General features: G+C 66.1%; 13 protein-coding genes, 1 tRNA gene and 2 pseudogenes. 7 read left to right on the forward strand and 9 right to left on the reverse strand.

The genetic code is table 11. The features are described from left to right. Positions 1–378 precede the first annotated feature (378 nt). Positions 379–2,904, forward strand: a complete 2,526-nt coding sequence (locus tag NQZ70_RS20040) for a VapE domain-containing protein (RefSeq protein ID WP_207217898.1) — start codon at positions 379–381, stop codon at positions 2,902–2,904. An 88-nt stretch (positions 2,905–2,992) separates the two neighbouring features. On the opposite strand, the gene NQZ70_RS20045 is transcribed toward NQZ70_RS20040, so the two are convergent. Next, positions 2,993–3,247, reverse strand: a complete 255-nt coding sequence (locus tag NQZ70_RS20045) for a hypothetical protein (RefSeq protein WP_129575645.1) — start codon at positions 3,245–3,247, stop codon at positions 2,993–2,995. Between the two features lie 160 nt (positions 3,248–3,407). Between NQZ70_RS20045 and NQZ70_RS20050 the strand changes: the two genes are divergently transcribed. Continuing rightward, the gene (locus tag NQZ70_RS20050; RefSeq protein ID WP_129575646.1) at positions 3,408–3,596 is read left to right on the forward strand and encodes a hypothetical protein; all 189 of its coding nucleotides are present in this window, start codon (positions 3,408–3,410) and stop codon (positions 3,594–3,596) included. On the opposite strand, the gene NQZ70_RS20055 is transcribed toward NQZ70_RS20050, so the two are convergent. Next, on the reverse strand, positions 3,597–4,094 hold the full coding sequence (locus NQZ70_RS20055) for a YfbU family protein (RefSeq protein WP_129575647.1): 498 nt from the start codon (positions 4,092–4,094) through the stop codon (positions 3,597–3,599). A 36-nt stretch (positions 4,095–4,130) separates the two neighbouring features. Next, positions 4,131–4,424 carry a hypothetical protein gene (locus NQZ70_RS20060; protein WP_129575648.1) on the reverse strand — a complete coding sequence of 98 codons (294 nt, stop codon included), beginning with the start codon at positions 4,422–4,424 and terminating at the stop codon, positions 4,131–4,133. A gap of 242 nt (positions 4,425–4,666) precedes the next feature. On the opposite strand from NQZ70_RS20060, the gene NQZ70_RS20065 reads away from it, so the two are divergent. Then, on the forward strand, positions 4,667–5,164 hold the full coding sequence (locus NQZ70_RS20065; protein ID WP_165374059.1) for an RNA polymerase sigma factor: 498 nt from the start codon (positions 4,667–4,669) through the stop codon (positions 5,162–5,164). A gap of 15 nt (positions 5,165–5,179) precedes the next feature. Here the strand turns inward: NQZ70_RS20065 and NQZ70_RS20070 are convergent, their stop codons facing one another. Further along, positions 5,180–6,049: a restriction endonuclease gene (locus tag NQZ70_RS20070; protein ID WP_129575650.1), complete on the reverse strand. Its 870-nt coding sequence runs from the start codon at positions 6,047–6,049 to the stop codon at positions 5,180–5,182. Positions 6,050–6,497: 448 nt separating this feature from the next. Between NQZ70_RS20070 and NQZ70_RS20075 the strand changes: the two genes are divergently transcribed. Further along, positions 6,498–6,565, forward strand: a tRNA-Lys gene (locus NQZ70_RS20075). A 169-nt stretch (positions 6,566–6,734) separates the two neighbouring features. On the opposite strand, the pseudogene NQZ70_RS53395 reads toward NQZ70_RS20075, so the two are convergent. After that, a pseudogene (locus NQZ70_RS53395) lies at positions 6,735–6,905 on the reverse strand (hypothetical protein); the annotation flags it as partial. 5 nt (positions 6,906–6,910) lie between these two features. Beyond that, positions 6,911–7,792 (reverse strand): annotated as a pseudogene (locus NQZ70_RS20080) (tyrosine-type recombinase/integrase); the annotation flags it as partial. Positions 7,793–8,471: 679 nt separating this feature from the next. Here NQZ70_RS20080 and NQZ70_RS20085 point away from each other — a divergent pair. Next, positions 8,472–10,013 (forward strand): hypothetical protein, encoded by a 1,542-nt coding sequence (locus NQZ70_RS20085; RefSeq protein WP_129575652.1) that lies wholly within the window; start codon positions 8,472–8,474, stop codon positions 10,011–10,013. A 50-nt stretch (positions 10,014–10,063) separates the two neighbouring features. Here NQZ70_RS20085 and NQZ70_RS20090 read toward each other — a convergent pair whose 3' ends face one another. Both NQZ70_RS20090 and NQZ70_RS20095 read right to left on the reverse strand, forming a co-directional pair. Next, positions 10,064–10,549: a hypothetical protein gene (locus tag NQZ70_RS20090; RefSeq protein ID WP_129575653.1), complete on the reverse strand. Its 486-nt coding sequence runs from the start codon at positions 10,547–10,549 to the stop codon at positions 10,064–10,066. A gap of 90 nt (positions 10,550–10,639) precedes the next feature. Next, positions 10,640–11,740 carry a sigma-70 family RNA polymerase sigma factor gene (locus tag NQZ70_RS20095; protein ID WP_129575654.1) on the reverse strand — a complete coding sequence of 367 codons (1,101 nt, stop codon included), beginning with the start codon at positions 11,738–11,740 and terminating at the stop codon, positions 10,640–10,642. A gap of 806 nt (positions 11,741–12,546) precedes the next feature. Here NQZ70_RS20095 and ltrA point away from each other — a divergent pair. Together ltrA and NQZ70_RS53400 are read left to right on the forward strand one after the other, a co-directional pair. Next, on the forward strand, positions 12,547–13,854 hold the full coding sequence (ltrA, locus tag NQZ70_RS20100; RefSeq protein ID WP_207217527.1) for a group II intron reverse transcriptase/maturase: 1,308 nt from the start codon (positions 12,547–12,549) through the stop codon (positions 13,852–13,854). Positions 13,855–13,976: 122 nt separating this feature from the next. Beyond that, the gene (locus NQZ70_RS53400) at positions 13,977–14,879 is read left to right on the forward strand and encodes a hypothetical protein (RefSeq protein ID WP_408022420.1); all 903 of its coding nucleotides are present in this window, start codon (positions 13,977–13,979) and stop codon (positions 14,877–14,879) included. A 62-nt stretch (positions 14,880–14,941) separates the two neighbouring features. Here the strand turns inward: NQZ70_RS53400 and NQZ70_RS20115 are convergent, their stop codons facing one another. Next, entirely contained in the window at positions 14,942–16,378 is a 1,437-nt protein-coding gene (locus NQZ70_RS20115; RefSeq protein ID WP_129575656.1) for a VWA domain-containing protein, read from the reverse strand. Between the last annotated feature and the right edge of the window lie 89 nt (positions 16,379–16,467).

Consider the following 16,467-nt stretch of genomic DNA (forward strand, 5'->3'; position numbering starts at 1 on the left):
TCATCGCTTCCGGGCGCTGCCGGAAGAGGCGACCACTACCGGTTGTGGCACCGGCGTCCTTGGACTTCTGAGTTAAACAACCGGTTGTGGTATTGATTTTTGATTTGGCGAATTTGCGAAGGCGGATATATGATCTCAGGCGTGGTCCCCCTTGGCGTCGCCCGGGGATCACCGGAATCAATAATCTGTTTGTGCACCACCTTGGGTGCATCACCAGCACCCCGGGGTAACCCGGGACCAGCATCGCCGACCGTCGCCCCCTGCCCACCCCTGCATGGCGGCGGACCTCCGGGACACGGCTACCCCGGCGCTAAAGGGCCCCACGACACGGGACCCCTAAAAGCAACGCCCCGACCTGTTTGCCGCAGGTCGGGGCTCATGGGGTGTGACGTGTCTGATAGATTATACACCAGCGAATACGCCTCGGCGACCGAAAACCGCCTCTGGCCTCAGCATGTAGCCCTGCTCCAGGCGAGGGCCATCACGCCTGAGTACGCCGAGAAGGTCGGGCTCTGCTCCGTCGACCTGCAAAAGGTCAAGGAGCAGGTAGATAAGTTTGCCAAGTTCGGGGTCCGGGGCCCGTGGGCGCGCCTCCCCCTGCACGCGATCACGGGCCTCCTGATTCCGTATCCGAGCTGCGCGGACGGCATCCCGCGGTACCGCGTGCGGTCCGATCGAACAGAATACAGCATCCCTGGGCCGATCGAGGGCAGCCATCACGGTGAGACGACCCAGCAGGTCCCGCGTTATATCTGTCAGAGCGGGGTTCCTGTCGCTCCGTACATCACGCCTGAGGCCCGTTCTGCTGCGGCCAACGTAGACATCCCTCTATTCATCACCGAAGCGCCGTTAAAGTCGTGCTCTCTAAGTTGCAACGGATTTCCTGCCATCGGGATGGGCGGCGTTCTCGCCGGGGCGCATGATCCAGATGTCCTCCGAGACAACGAAGAAATCGTAGCCTCACGCGATCTGAAGCGCATCAACTGGCGAGGCCGTCGAGCTTACATCGTGTACGACGCCTTCTTGGACCGAAATCCGATGGTGGCCCTCGGGGCGGCCTACGCGGCCATCGCCCTGGAACGGGAAGGGGCGGACGTCTGGGTAGTCCGCCTGCCCACCTACCACGCAACGGAGAGCGACCCAGAGGCCGGCCAGCTCTGGAGTGAGACCGACCAAGGGCCGGACGACTACCTCGCCCGCTGCGGCGTCGAGCACTTCCGGGAGCTCGTCGAGGCCGCCGTCCCGGCGAACCCGGCGAAGCGAATCGTTCACGAGACGAGGACGATCAACCGCCGGGCGGCTCGGGCCGACGTGGTCGGGCAGCTTCTGAACGAGCTGCTCTTCCAGGCGATGTTGTCGAAGGGCGGAGATCTCGCGGTCGACCTTGCGGCCGGCGTGGGCCGCTCCTCGGACGTCAGCCGGAAGTCCTTCGCGAAGGCGGCGGCGAGCTTCGGGGAAGCTCTGGTAAGGAAGCAGACCGAAGAGGAGCCCGACTGGAAGTCCGAGCTCCGGACGACTGTCTCAGGCATCGTCAAGCCCGTGGCGTTCAACGTTGAGATCACTCTCCGTCACGACTCGATGCTTGCGGGACTCGCCGCCTACGACGAGTTCAAGCAGTGCGTGGTCTTCCGGAAGGAGCCGCCGTGGACCGCCGAGTACCCCGACTCAAAGAACACAAAGGCGGGGGATCCATGGTCGGACGCGGATGACACTCGACTCGCGGGCTATCTTACCCGGACTCATGACATTGTGGATCTTCCCGAGAAGAAGATCCAAGCGGCGCTCACGGTCGTAGGGATGGACCACCGCTATCACCCGGTCCGTGAGTACCTCCGCAGCCTCGTGTGGGACGGCATCCCTCGGCTCGACACGGCAGCGGAGATGTATCTCCGTGCGGATCCCGAGCTGAACCGCTACCACCGGATCGTGCTGCCGAAGTGGCTCATCTCAGCAGTCGCCCGCGTGGAGCGGCCCGGCGAGCAAGTGGACCACGCGATCGTCTTGGAGGGCCGGCAGGGCGACGCCAAGACGTCCGCTCTCCGCGTCCTCGGTGGTGAGTGGTACTCCGACGCGAGCCAGGATGATCTCCAAGACAAGGAGTCGGCCATGAAGCTCCAGGGATCGTGGATCTTCGTGTTCGACGAAGGGGCTATCCTGACGCGGGCGGATGCCCGCGCGCTCAAGGATTTTCTCAGCAAGGTCGAGGATCAAATCATCCCGAAATACTCCAACCGGAAGATCTTGCTCAAACGGCAGTGCGTGTTCGCCCTGACGACCAACGATCAGCAGTACCTCACCGATCCAACGGGGAACCGTCGCTACTGGCCGATCGCGTGCGGCGAGATCGACATCGAGGCGCTCAGACGTGACCGTGACCAGCTCTGGGCAGAGGCGTACGCCCGGTTCGTGGCGGGCGAGCAGTTTTGGCCCACGGAGGAGGAGAAGGCCATCATCAGGCCGGAGCAGGATAGCCGGCGCCGAGCAGATACCTGGGAGTCTCAGATCGAGGAGGGCATCATCAGCCGCGGTCTGACCGAGGTGACGGTTGAGGACATTCTGACGGAGATCCTTGAGATTAAAAACAAGGATGCTAGCCACGGTGATCGGATCCGCGTGGTCAATGCGCTGACGGCCCTCGGTTGGCAGCAAGACAAGCCGCGCAAGATCAACGGCATCACCAGGCGAGTCTACGTTCGCCGGGACGCTAAAGTCGTCGACGGAGAGCTCAGGCCCTCCCACCCGTTGACACCTGCGCAAGAGGCGGCCCTTCAGACCATGATGGCCGCCATCTCCGGCCGGATGACCCTGGAGCGTCTCCCGAACGGTCGCATCATCCGCGTCTGGCGCGAAGCGGAGCCGACCGACGACGGCACGGACGTCAGCGCCCTCGTCGCCATGGTCTGATCGCTGGCCTGGCGTTGTCTTCCACCGCGGCAGCATAACCCATAGGGTGGTCATAATAATCTATTTGTATCCGTGTCCTGGTATGACATCACCCGTTGACGTTTACCTGGGATTTCGCGTTCAGTTGGTCGATGGTGCGTACGTTGTCCCGGCCACTGACGACCACCCGAGGATCGGCCCATGCAGCAGCATCGCCGCGGTCAGGGCCTCCGTCGACCAGTGGATCTTGGGACAGCTCGCGCTGGCCATGGCCCGCCTCGATGATGCCGAGCGCCGTTTTGCCGGACTGGTGGGCCGATGATTCCCGATCGGTGGGCCCTGTTCCTGGATGCCCTTCGGGCATCCCCGGCGGCACAGTCGGCGGTGGATGTCCGCCGACGGCTGAACCGCATGGAGGTCCGCGCCCTCGACAAGGCGGGGCTTTCCCCGCGCCAGATCGCAGCGCGGACAGGACTCTCGGTAGCACAAGTGGAGGCCGTTCTCGGCCGTGGGAGGTGACTTAAATGACCGCGATCGATCTGCTTCAGCTTTTTTTGTCAGCCAGATCCTCTGCCGCTGAGATGGACGAGGACGGCGATGTGTTTGATCTGCGTCGATCCCGCAGGGGTGAGACCCGCGAGGAGCAGCGGGCGCGGTTGGAGAGCGGGCTTCGAATCGAGGTGCGGAGCCGGTTCGAGAGGGTCCTTGCCTGACTAGGCGATGACCTTCTGGATCTGTTCCGTCGTGAGGGGCACCGGCTTGCCCATCTCATGCCAGCGCTTCAGCATGGTCCGGTAGGTGCTCAGCATGGGCGTGTGGCTGTTGTAATCGTCCCCTTTGTTAAGCTCGGTGTACTTGCGCTCTCCGGGCGCACAGTAGTATCGGACGTAGCCCAACAGTTTGGACTCTTGGTCGTCGTTGCCATCAAATCCGGCGAACTCGATGCTCTCCGGCTCGATGCCGGACTTGTCGTCTAGCTTGTCGTACGACTGCTTCAGGATGCGATGGAAGTGCAGGATATCGCGGACCTCCTTGGATTCTTCGGTGGTAACAACGTCGTCATCGATGTGTTCTGCGAGCCTTTCGTAGTCTTGTTCGTATCCGTTTTCGACGATTTCGCGTGACCTATCGTAACCCTGCTTCGGGTAGAGAGCTTCGAGAATGCGGTACTGGTTCGACAGGATAAGCCGTTCGAGCTTCGTGAGTTTCATAGGTCTCCAGGTTGGGTTGTTAGAACGCGCTTCGGTTTACTCGTCGTCGAGCGGGTCCTGCCACCCCTCTTTTGCTGCGACCTCATGGACGAGGTGATGTAAGTTTACTCGTGTTGCGTAGACCTCGGCGTCGATGTTCTCCGCGCGGGGATCCCTGTATTTGTGCTTGACCAACACAACGCGATAAGTCGCTTCCGTACCTTTGTTGTCCACTTCTAGGTCAATTAATTCTCCTACGCACGGGACTCGCGAGAGGGTGAGCATCTCCTCCTCGGTCTGGAACGGAGCCTCAGTCTCTGTAGGGGCCAGCCAGAGCATCATCTTCGCCATGAGCGCGAGGTTACTCGCGCCGTGGGGGGTGGGCAATGGGTACCCATGGACGATCGGTACCCATGGACGATCGGTACCCAGCTTCCCTGGTCTCGATTTTTGGCGCAGATCGAGAGGTGCCCCCGCATCGGCTGGCACCGACCGGGGGCGTGGCCGTTCCCCGTTCAGCGAGGTCCGACATGTCCCATGTACACCCTGCGCCCAGCGCGCGGGATCGGGATTCGTGTGTCTTCAGTTCCCTCATGGCCGAGCAGGGCCGGATCCGGGCGATGCTCCGGTCCCTCGGCGTTCACCCTCAGGACCGCGAGGACCTGGCCCAGGAGGTCCTGTTCGCCGCCTGGCGCGCGATCGAGGCGTGCAGGTACATGCCCGACCCTGCGCGGGATGCTTCGTACGCCCTGCGGGCCTGGCTGATGGGCATCGCCTGGCGTAAGGCCAGCCACTATCATGGGCGGGCCCACCGTCGGCGTGAGCTCCCGGTCGGGCTGGATCCGTGGTACTTAGCCGTGCCCGAGCCGGTTGTCGATCGCGACCCCGTGGACCGGCTCGATGCCCTGGAGGGCATCCTCAGCGTCTTCAGGCTGCCGCACCGCCAGAAGGAGGTGCTCCTTCTGGCGAGCATCGGCCACGGGCCGACGGAGATCGCCGGCATCGTCGGCGTGCCGATCGGGACCGCAGCATCCCGGCTTCGGCGGGGGCGGCAGCTCCTGGCGGAGAGTCTGACCGGGGGGAAGCGGTGATGACCGTCTTGAGGCTCAAGGAGTAGCTTTCCGCTTTCTCGTGGAGATGCGTGACTTTTTCGGGGGCCGTTTGAAGCCATCGGCGCCCTGTTGCAGGTCCCTAAATTCGAAGAAGAGCTTTTCCTCGATCGTTTGATCGGGAAGGCACTTGAAAAATACCCAGTCCTCAGGACGGTCGAGTATCCCCTCGGATACCATCCCAGTAACACGCGTCGCCCTGCAATACATGGTTGCGACTGGCTTTAGTTCGGTTCCATGGTTGTAGAAAAGTGGAGAGTCGGGTGTTAGCTCCACCAGTCGATCCTCATGCTGCGGATTATCGGCTAGCCACTTCTTAACAATACGATCAAAGAAGAACCCTCGTCCGTCTTGCGTGAGAAGCTTCACGCTGGCCGCGGAAAGGAGCTTATGCCTTTCGCCGTTCGCAAGCCTGATCTCAGCATCCTCGCACAGGATGGTGGTGTTATGAACTGCGACGTGTAACCCTCGTACGTGCCCGTCCCAGTCCTTGTCGATGGCTTCTCTCAGAACGTATGTATCGATCCCGAGTCGCTTGGCCAGCTTGAGGGCACCACGCTGGAACCCATGGCTGGATACGACGATTCCCTTCTGCGCGCCGACGGTAGCGGCCGTCACATAAAAGGCGCCGACAGTATCGATGTCGATGCTCTTCTGCCAGTGCTTGGCCTCTACAGCAATGAGGGCGGCCTTCGATGCGTTCCCGACGCGTACGATCACGTCGATTTGGCGACGAACCCCGCAATCCGACATAAGTTTCCGGTCCCATTCGACCTGCGCGTCAGGACCGATCGCTTGCTGGACGGCGGCGACGAGCCGCTCGAAGGCTTTCCCCTTCGATTCTTGCTTGGGACGGGGCTCGGACATCCTGGGGCAAGTGTACCACGATCACGGCCGGGCGGTCTGGACGCTGCGTACTTGTTCAGCTAGACTTTTCTTATGAATTTGAAGGATCTACAACGTAAGCTGAAGCACATGGCTACTCCGCAGGGCCAGGCGGAGCTCGTGGAGAAGCGCTACGCGCACATCCGGTGCCCCGAGCATGGGTCCTCACCGAAACTAACGATGCGGACCGCCAGCGAGGGGACGATGACCTTCTGCTGCGAGAAGCTCCACGAGCTCGTCCAGGCCGAGAGGGCCCGCTCGGGATAGATGTGGCCCAGATTACCGAATCCTGTTACCGTGCTGTTACCGTGACGAACGGGGCGCCCTGTCGCGTTCCGGCCTATTTCGGCCTGATCGCGATCCCCTCCCCAGCATCGCGAAAGCGGCCTGGATGGCCTACTTAGTTGAGTAATTCCAATAGGTTAGGGGAGGGGAGCGCGTTCCAGCGAGAGCGGACTTTTAATCCGTAGGTCCAGGGTTCGAGTCCCTGTCGACCCACTGAATGATTCCAAGGGGTTAGACGCGAAACCTCAGGAGGAATCGAGGCGGAGGTGGGCAGCGGCGCTGCCCACCCAGGGGTCTGGCGGACGGCGCCCTTGATGGCCGTCTCGCTCAGGTGCGCGTAGCGGTGCGTCGAGGCGATCGACGTGTGGCCGAGGTGCTCGCGGACCTCCTCGAGCGTCCAGCGACGGCCCCACCATCCGGCGACGAGCGAGCTGGCGCAGCTGTGGCGGGGGTCGTGCCAGCGGACCGGGCGGGTGATGCCCGCGGCGTCGAGGTGGCGGTCGAAGAGGTCGACCTTCTTCTGCTTCCGTCGGCCGGTCGGGAGCGTGACCATCTCGCTGCGGATGAGCGGGTCTTGCCCTCGGAGACGCGGCCGCCCCGGGCGCCGGGGAACACGAGGGCCTCGGGGTTGTGAGGGGCGTAGCTCGGGAGGAGCGCGAGCCAGCGGCGGCAGATGTCGACGGCGTCGGCGGAGAGGTAGACGCGGCGGATCTTGCCGTTCTTGGGGGGCTGGTTCTTCGAGCCGAAACGGACCACGACATGCGGGGCATCGGCGTCGAGGCGGAGATCGGCGAGCTCCAGGTTGAACTGCTCGCCCTGGCGGAGGCCGGTGAGGAGGGCGAAGAGGATGATCAGGCGGTCGGCCTCGGGGATGGCGTCGCTGGTGCGGAGGCGGTGCTGCTCTTCCGGCTCCAGGTAGGTCCAGGGCTCGACGGTGGCGTCGCGGGCGCGGCGTTTGGTGGCCTTTGGGACGCGCTTCTTGAGGGCGGCCACGGGATTCGTGGTGATGTGCTGGGGCATCGCGTCGTCGAGCATTTGCCGGAGCAGCCCGATAACCTGCTTGACCGTTGCGAGGGAGAGAGGCTTTGGCGCGCGATAGGGTGTCGCGGTCAGCTTCTTCTGGAGGGCGCATATCCAGGCGTCGACGTCTTTCGCCGTGATCATGACAAGTGCCATGCTGGCGAGTGGGGAGTTCCCGATATGCGTCCGCCTCCGGCCACGGTCGGTCGAGATGCTGCGCAGGCCGTCGAGGCGCTCTCGGCGGTCGAGCCATTGCTCGCCCCAGGCTCGGAGGGTGATGCCGGTGACGTCGCTGGCGCGCGAATAGACGGCGGCGCGCAGCTCCTCGGCCTCCTCCCCGGTGGCGCAGGAGCCTATCCGGCGGCGCTCGCCGTTGATGGTGATGCGGACCAGATGCCGGCCTTTGCGTTGCTCGCCCATGCGGCCCTCAGGGTAGCACGCCGAGCTTCTTCAGCGCGGCCGTGGCCCGGGCCTGCGTGAGCGGAGACGCTGCGGGCAGAGCCGCGGCGCGCGAGTGCCGCCGGACCGGGCGAGGGAGCTCTGGTCCGGGATCGTTTGCAGCGGCCTCGATCATGTGCGCGAAGGCGCGGAGGAGACGCGCGAGCTCGCGGGGCGTGAGGGCCCGATCCTCATGCCCGACCAGATCCTTTCTTGCTGCATCGCCTTTCATCGTCGTTCCTTTTCCTCGTGCATGCGTGACCAGCAGAGCGTGAGCGGCTCCGTCCCTTGCGCCACCGGCAGCTCGTGCGCGGGGTGAGGGCGTGACCCGCCGGGATATCGGTTCAAGGCGAGCCTGACGCGCATCCCGCGGAGATGCACAAAAAGGTATCTCTGGCGGCGACGTCCATCGACGGGGGATGCCTTCCTCCACGGCCGCGAAAAACCGAACCGGAACGCGCCGTTGCGCGTGAGCAGGACGCCCGCCGGGAGGCCGATTTGGAGAGTTCGATTTTGTATCTCGGAGCGCCCGAGGAGACGGGCTGGCAGAGTGCAGTTGCTTGTGTGCTGGTTCACTGGATGGGTGCGGTGGTTCTGGGCTGCGGCATCCACCTCCCGGAGGTTGCGGCCGACGCGGCCCGGACCACCGCTGGTGGTCCCGGTGCGCCACGGGGCTACCTATAGACCTCAACCCCTTCCGGTTGGACTCGCCTTTTTCTCACCCGGCTTGCGCACCAGCAACTGGCCGCCTCCATCCGATCACGCGAGTCTCGAGACGGACCTTGCGGTAGGGTGTGCAGGCATGGCAAAGCCGAATCCCCGAGTCTCGAAAGATCCTCAGCTCCGTCCCGTCGCCCGGAACACGCGCGGTATCCTGGGAGACGTGATACGCCGCAAGGTCGTCGACCTCGGTCTGATGCGCGCCTTGCTGCGGGCGGCCGACCCCACCGACGAGCGCGTGGAGCCGCAGCCCCCGACGCCCACGTTACCTGTACCCGGTGATGAGATCCCGCTCTCGATCGAGGAGGTGGCGGCGGCCTTTCGCGGCCGCTCCGTGACGAGCTTGCCATGGATCCGACAGGCCGCGGCCGTGCTGGATGCTTGGCAGATGCCGATGACAGCAGAGGAGATCGAGAGACTGCTCGCCGGGTTCACGAGCCATCGAGAGAAGCTCGGCCCGCGCAACGGGCCAGGGAGGAGCGATCTGTTCGTCACGGGGAACGACGGGCGGCTCACGCTCAACCCTCTCGCGCCGGGCCTCATCGCGACACGGCGGGCGATCCGCGGGCTGCCGCAGCCGGTGCTCGTGCAGCCGGCGCAGCGCACGGCACGGGAGCAGGGCAGCGCGATCCGCCGCGTGGAGTTCGACCCGGAGGCGCAACGCAACGCCGAGATCGCGCGGTCGTCCCGCCGCGCCGTCCTTAGCGCGGTACCTTCCGCGGAAGATCCGCAGGCCGTGGCGTTGCTCGACGTGGGCCAGCGATCGATCAGGGCCTTCATCGGTCGCGACGTCGCCGAGCTCGCCGGCCTGCTGGAGCGATTCGATGTGATCGCGGGGCTCGACATCCGCGACACGCTACGCGCGCTGGGGTTCGATGCGGGCCGCTGCCGGGTTGTGGATCTCAAGCCGCCACAGAAATCCAGACGCCTGAACCGCGCGGGCCGCACGCTGCAGATCACGTCGGAGCTCCTCATCGCGGGGACCACCCGCATCCGCCGGCCTTTCGGCGATCCCGAGAAGGTGGCGCGCTACCTGTCCGAAGGGGACCACCAGAGGCTTGCGCGCCGGCTCGAGAGCGACGTCAAGGCGCTCCACGCCTTCTACCAGTACGGCGTCCTCCATGGCGCCGTTCGGCTTCGCTGGGGCTTCGTCGACGACGCCCTGGCGACCGACTGGGCCCTGCCCGGCGACGCGAGCCTCCACCAGCAGCTGAAGCGCGCTCGCGAGAAGGACGAGACCGTCGACCTGGTGGTCGGAGCAGCTCCGGGGTGGGCCGATCCGTGGTGGAGAGCGCAGCGCGTCCGCGTCGTTGACATCAGCTTCCGGGAGGTCGTCTTGACGAGGGACGAGGCCGGCCTCGCCCTCCCGATCCTACGGGATGAGATCCAGGCGATTCGCCTGGCGCCAGAGGAGACCGAGCAGTGGGGCTGGCACGGGAGGCAAGGTCGGGCTCGCTGGAGTGTGATCCAAGAGCGATGGTAATCCCTCGTGTCCCAGCGGTCTGCTAGCGCGCCGTGTCCACGTCGTCGACCTCAGCTTTCCTGAGGTCGTCGCGCGCTGAGCGCGGTGACTCTGAAGCGCTGGCGCCGTTGACCGTTTACACCTGCTCTCGTCGCGAGTTTGTACACCTGCGCGGCCCAGACCAGGGCCGCGTGCGCAGCACGGGCGGCGGGGTCCTTGGCGCCCATCGCATCCAGGATTGTAACCACTCGCTTTTGCCCCTCTTCGTCGACCTCAGCCCAGCGGTTCAGCGCTTCCTCGAGCGGTGAGATGCGACAGATCGGCGCACGGGCTTCGTTGGATTCAGGAACGTTCTGGTGCCCAGGAGTCGCCTCGTCCAAGACCAGTCGAGCCAACGTCAGTTGCGCTGTTGCCACCTTGCCCGCTGGAGCGCTGTAGTACGCGTTGAAGCTCTCCTCGATGACTGCCTGAACATGGTCCTTGCTCAACGGAACAATGCGCCATTCCATTCGCTCGACCAGCTGCTTGAGTCTCGCTCTGTTGTCCTCGGATCCCATGTGTCATGCTGCGCGGCCGAACCAAGTGCATGCTGTACGAAGACAGCAACGGCCGCATCGACGCCTCGCTCTTGATGAGCAACCGATGGCTCAGCGAATCTGCCTGAGCAGCGCTTCGCGCTCCGCGGCGAGCTGCCCTTGCGGGAACTCCCGCGCATGGGCCTCGAGCAGACGGCGCGCCTCGACGGCGGCGAAGGCGGTGTGCGCCTCGATCGCCCTCCAGGCCTGGTTGACCAGGCCCCGCTCGCGCTCGTTGACGGCCGGCCGATCGGCGCTCCGCGGCGGCGCGACGCGAGCAGCCGTGGCCACCGGAGGGACGGGCGTGCGGCTCACCACGGCATCGGCGCGCGCGCTTCCTTGTGCCCTCGGCGTCGAGGTCGGCTCCGCCGCCGCCGGGCCAGACGCCGCGGCGCTGTGCGCGCCGTCTTGCGCCGGAGGCGCCATGGCGTCCTGCGCTTCGGGCGCGGTCGCAGTCGCACGGATCGCCGCCGGCTGCAGCCACGGGTCCAGGCCGGGCAAGGGCGGCACCGCGGAGACGAGCGCGCCGGTCAGCACGACGAGCGCACCCTGCACGAGGACCTTCACGCCCAGATGTCTTAGCCAAGCCGGCCAGGAGTCGTCACGGCGGAGCCCGAAGGCGAGCGGCACACACGCGTCCTCGTCCCACCCGCGTGAACGCTGCTGCGCCTGCCACCGTCGCTTGTGCGCCTCCAGCTCCTCGCGCGCCCGCCGGTATCGGGTCTTCACCGTCTGCACGTTGAGGCCGAGCTCAGCCGCGATCTCGACGAGCGGCGTCTCCTCGAGCTCGTGCCTGATCAAGATGTCCCGGTACTTGGGGTCGACCTGGGCGATCAGGTGCCGCGTGAGCGCTGCCCGCTCGTGCAAGCGGAGCAGTTCCTCGGGCGTGGAGCTCTCTCCCGGGAGCTCGCGCTCGTCGAACGACGTCAGGATCTCGCCCAGGCGGCCCTCGGCCCGGACATGGTTGCGCGCCTGGTTCAGGGCGATCGTCACGCGGTACGGCCCCGGGTCCTGACCCGCCTCAATCCGCTGGTCCGCTTCCAACCCCCGCAGTAGCGCCTCCTGCGCAATGTCCTCCGCGTTTCGCGCCGGGACGCCCTGGCGCATGGCGAGGCGCCGGAAGAGAGCGAACCCCGTGGAGATGGTCGCTGGCTTTCCCACGGGAGGTAGCACACCTGAGCCGCCCGGGAGGGTTCAGGAAAATGCACGGCGTGACGACTTTGGTGGGATAATGTGGGGCAGATGTTGGGTTGCACCGTGCTCTGTGCGGGGGACGGACGAACGCTTTCCATCCCCGGGCTGTCTTTTCTCGTTCCAAAGGTCCTTCAACGCCGATTTTCGAGGGATTGACGCCGTGAGGCTGGCGTAAGTACGGTTCATGCATGGTGCGTCGTGACGAGATCAATCTTTATCCCCGTCCGCGGGGCGAGAGAGCGATCTCAAGCTGCACATCTCTAGCGGGTGCGAGTCCCGTCCGGGTAAGCGCCGGAGCGCCCGGTAGCAGGCCCCAGGTTTGCGGGGGAGACCCCGCGGCCCGAGCGGGGCGTCGAATGCCTTTACGGAGGGAGCAAGAACGCGGGCCGCAACATCAAGTGAAGCCTGCCGCCTCGACAGACAAACAACGAGGGAGCCGAGCCGCGCATGCAACGGCGAAGGCCACATCCGTCGCGCCGCAGTCCGGAGCAGAACGCGCGTCGGGTCCCTCCGGGGTAGAGGGCGCAGCACGCGTTCAAGGAGAGGTGCGGAACACGGGAGACCCGTCTGCGTTGCTGTCGTCACGGCAAGGTGGCTCGTATAAGCCGAAGGTGAAATCGAGCGCTGCGCAGCGGGAGTCCGAGGGGGCCGTAGTACCGTTGATGGCCGCGACGAACAACGCGGTCGGAGGGAGAGGCCCCTGCGGTGGTCGCGTCGGTCGAGGAGGTAAGCGCGAGGGCATGGCCGGCAGGACCGGCTCCAACCACCCCCGTGGGCGCGAGCCCATGGACAAAGTGCGACAACTCCAACGCCGGCTGTGGGTCGCGGCCAAGCGGCATCCGGGGCGCCGGTTCCACGCGTTGTACGACCGCATCGCGAGGGGTGACGTCCTCGCGGAAGCGTGGAAGCGGGTGAAGCGGAACCGAGGTGCGGCGGGTGTCGATGCTCAGACGCTCGCTGATATCGAGCAGCACGGCGTGGAGCGCTTCCTCGAAGAGCTCGGCGTCACGCTGCGAGCAGGTACGTACCGGCCGACAGCGGTGTTGCGCCGGTACATCCCGAAGGCCGATGGGAAGAGGCGGCCGCTAGGCATTCCGACGATCCGGGACCGGGTGGTGCAGATGGCGGCGAAGCTGGTGCTGGAGCCGATCTTCGAGGCGGACTTCCGCCCGAGCTCGTACGGCTTCCGGCCTCGCCGCAGCGCGACGCAGGCGCTGGAGACCCTCCGCAAGCTGGGAGCTCGCAGAGGTAACCACGTCCTGGACGCGGACATCCGCGACTACTTCGGGAGCATCGACCACGACAAGCTGATGAAGCTGGTCGAGCGACGCGTCTCGGATCGGCGGGTGCTCAAGCTGCTGCGGCAGTGGCTCCGGTGCGGGGTGATGGAAGAAGGGCGGGAGATAGCGACGCTCTCGGGGACACCGCAGGGCGGCGTGATCTCTCCACTGCTCTCGAACATCTTCCTGCACGTGCTCGATGTGGCGTGGGAGCGCCATGGTGCCCATCTGGGCACGATGGTGCGCTACGCGGACGACTTCGTGGTCATGTGCACCACGAGGTCGGCGTGCGAGCAGGCCGAGAGGCGCGTACGCGAGGTGCTCGCGCGGCTCGGGCTGGAGCTACACCCGGATAAGACGAGGCGGGTGGATCTCTCCTTGGGCAAGGAGGGCTTCGACTTCCTCGGCTGCCACCTGCGCAAGCGCATGAGCGGGCCGATCTGGGAGCAGTCACGCCGGCGCGTGTACTTCCTCCAGCGCTGGCCCTCTCAGCGCAGCATGAAGCGGGTGCGGCAGCGCGTGAAGGAGCTGACCGGTCGAGCCAGGAACGGGGTGAAGGACGTGCGGGTGCTGATCCGCGCTCTGAACCCGGTGCTGCGCGGCTGGGGCAACTACTTCCGCACCGGGAACGCGAAGAGCAAGTTCAACCAGATCGACCGCTACGTGTGGCGGCGGCTCCGCGACTTCCTCAGGAAGCGCAAGGGGCGCAACCTGCGCGCGGGTGAGGTCGAGGGTTGGACATGCGACTTCTTCGTCGAAGGTCACGGGCTCCACCGCCTGCGCGGGACCGTTCAGTACCCGGAGGCTGCATAATGCAGCGACCCGAGAGGCCACCGGTAAGCCGTGTGCGGGGAATCCGCACGCACGGTTTGAAAGGGGGTCTTGCCCTTCATCGCCCAGTTTCACGGCCGGGCAGGAGAAAGTAGGATCTACCAATGCGTTGCGCTGCGCATGCGTTCTCGATTCTTCTTGCGCTTGGTGTCGAAGCCAGCTTCACAGGTTCGGCCAGCGCTGAGGAGTTCTACCCGAAGCCAGGATCGAGCGACGATTCAACGGTGAAGGACCATGTTCGCCGTGCCCGCAGGGCACGCGACGCGGGGCGGTGGACCGAGGCACACGTCGCCTACAAGGCGGCCTTCGAGGCAATAGGCGCAGCGTCTGGCAAGGAGCGAGCGCGGGCAGAGATCGCCGGAGAGCTCGGGCTCTGTGAGCTCGCACTGCGCCAGTACCGGGATGCGGCCGAACATCTGGCCTGGAGCCTCGAGCAGCGCGAAGGGCCTGCTCTGGCGCAGCAAGGAGATTCGGCGAAGGGCTGCGCAAAGCAGCGGCGCATGTCGCGACGCTCCTCCTCGCGGTGGATCCGCCGGATGCCGAGGTGTTCGTCGATGGCGGCTCCATTGGCCGGACGGCGCGGACTTACAAGCTGTTCTTGGAACCTGGCCAACACCTGGTGCGGGCCCGAGCGGGTCGACGGCAGCGTCGCCCGCTGGTGGACCTTCGCGGGCGGGCGAGTGAACCACACGCTCAAGTACGGGTTCGAGGTCGCGGAAGGCTGGAAGGTCGTCGCCGACAACTTCCAGCTTCGCATCGAGGGGGACGGCATCGGCCACGAGAGCGTTCGGGGAACGATCGCGAGGATGTCATCGTCGGCCTTCTGGGGCGCAACCGCGTTGCGTCAGGCCGTGCTCGCGAGGCTGCCGGGCTACCGGCTATCGAAGTTCCAGGACTGCCTCCCCGAGAAGTTCGCCTTGGAGGTCATCGAGAACTTTCTGCTCGACGTGGCGGGGACGGCGCGATGGCTGGCGCGCGCGGAGTCTGCCGGATCCGCAGTCCAATAGCGCCACTCCGAGCTCCTGGCTGCATTGCGGCGCGACCGAAGAAGAATTCGACCGTCGCGACATCAGGGGCCACGCCAATGCCGCACGTCGAGGCCTCCCGCGATCGGCGTGCTCGGGTCGACGAGCCACACCTGATCGCTGAAGCCCTCGACTCCCGCGGGATCGCCGCCCACCACGACGGAGAGGACGCGGGCCCCCGCGTCTTGCTTCACCCGAGCCACTTGCTGTGCGACGCGTGCGCTGGCGCGGCACAGGCCGTCGGTCACCACCAGGACATCCGCCTTGGCGTAAGCGTCCGTTTTCAGAAGCTCGAGCGCGCGGAGCAGGGGGGTGTCGTAATCGGTGCCGGCATGAAACCCCATGCTCAGGAAGTCGAGCAGGCGCGCGAGGCCCTGCCGACCGCGCCGGATCTCCAGCGGCTCCGCCTCCCCGGGCCCGCCGAACAGGAGGAGCTGGACGGCACGGCCCTTGGGAACGAGCTGCCGCACCACGGCCAGGATCAGCGCCTTCGCGACCGCCTCGGGCGCACCTTGCATGGATCCGCTCGTGTCCACGCACGCGATGGCAGGACCACGCCGCTCGTCCGCGGGCGTGGTCTCCGTTGTGGTCCCCAGCAGCTCCAGGCAGACGAGCCGATGCTCGACGAGGCGCTGGAAGAAGAGATCCTCGGTCTCGGGAGCCCCGAGCAAGGCGAGCTCACAGCCGAGCGCGTCCGAGAGCTCTCCGCCGACGCGCACGCCCGCGACCGCCTCGCGGCCACCGCGCTCTGCCCGGCGTGCCTGACGTTGCAGCGCGTCGAGCCGCCCGAGCTCCTCCACGACCCGGCGAAGCACCGGCAACCGTCCGAGCAGCGCTGACAGGCGCTCGATGCGCGCGAGCAACGTCCGGTGTAGCTGGCCCGTCGCGAAATCCCAGCCGACCCCGGGGACGAGTGCGCCGAGGGCGAGCACCGCTTCGTCGCACGCGCGCGCGGCGGCCGCGGCCGCCGCGGTCGCGTCGTCGGCGCCGAGCTGCTCCCGGACCCGGGCGCCCAGGCTCAGCGCGCTGCGTTCGCGGGGGAGGGAGCCTGATACCGGCAGCGGGAAGCCGTCGGGCAGGCGCCGCCCCATGAGCACCGCAAGCTGCTTGCGCAGCGCCTGTGCCTCGCTCTCCTCATCACCGGCACCCCCCGCCTTCCCCATGGCGTCTCGGTGGGAGCCGATCGTCTTCGGGGCGCGCGCGCCGTGGTGGCGGAGGACGTGCGCGCTCCACGCGACCGCGCAGGCCGCCGCTCGCAACGGCTCTCCCTGGCATGCGATCTCCAGCAGGCGCAGCTCGCCGCCGGCCACGGCGAACCACAGCGCACCTAGCGGGCCCGGATCGCCCACGGGCGCGCCGCAGAGACGCCTGGCGACCGCGAGCGTCGCCGCGCCGATCCACGGTTCCAGGCCGACGGACGCAGCCAGCGCGCGGAGCTCCGGCGTCGCGTCCGCGAGCGGCGCCAGCGGATCACTTTCCACGGGTGAGCTCGTCCGAGCCTCACGCATTGGCCGCCGGCGATCCGGAGGCGGGGAGGGAAGGGGCCTTGGGAAGGTGTGGCGAGACGTTC

The sequence above is a fragment of the Sorangium sp. So ce836 genome (genome assembly GCF_028553905.1).
Taxonomy (GTDB): domain Bacteria; phylum Myxococcota_A; class Polyangia; order Polyangiales; family Polyangiaceae; genus Sorangium; species Sorangium cellulosum_D.

What these genes read in the sequence shown, in the direction of transcription:
- NQZ70_RS20040 (WP_207217898.1), top strand. Translation starts at nt 379, where the DNA reads ATGGGGTGTGACGTGTCTGATAGATTATACACCAGCGAATACGCCTCG.
- NQZ70_RS20045 (WP_129575645.1), bottom strand. Translation starts at nt 3,247, where the DNA reads ATGCCCGAAGGGCATCCAGGAACAGGGCCCACCGATCGGGAATCATCG.
- NQZ70_RS20050 (WP_129575646.1), top strand. Translation starts at nt 3,408, where the DNA reads ATGACCGCGATCGATCTGCTTCAGCTTTTTTTGTCAGCCAGATCCTCT.
- NQZ70_RS20055 (WP_129575647.1), bottom strand. Translation starts at nt 4,094, where the DNA reads ATGAAACTCACGAAGCTCGAACGGCTTATCCTGTCGAACCAGTACCGC.
- NQZ70_RS20060 (WP_129575648.1), bottom strand. Translation starts at nt 4,424, where the DNA reads ATGGCGAAGATGATGCTCTGGCTGGCCCCTACAGAGACTGAGGCTCCG.
- NQZ70_RS20065 (WP_165374059.1), top strand. Translation starts at nt 4,667, where the DNA reads ATGGCCGAGCAGGGCCGGATCCGGGCGATGCTCCGGTCCCTCGGCGTT.
- NQZ70_RS20070 (WP_129575650.1), bottom strand. Translation starts at nt 6,049, where the DNA reads ATGTCCGAGCCCCGTCCCAAGCAAGAATCGAAGGGGAAAGCCTTCGAG.
- NQZ70_RS20090 (WP_129575653.1), bottom strand. Translation starts at nt 10,549, where the DNA reads ATGGGATCCGAGGACAACAGAGCGAGACTCAAGCAGCTGGTCGAGCGA.
- ltrA (WP_207217527.1), top strand. Translation starts at nt 12,547, where the DNA reads ATGGACAAAGTGCGACAACTCCAACGCCGGCTGTGGGTCGCGGCCAAG.
- NQZ70_RS53400 (WP_408022420.1), top strand. Translation starts at nt 13,977, where the DNA reads ATGCGTTGCGCTGCGCATGCGTTCTCGATTCTTCTTGCGCTTGGTGTC.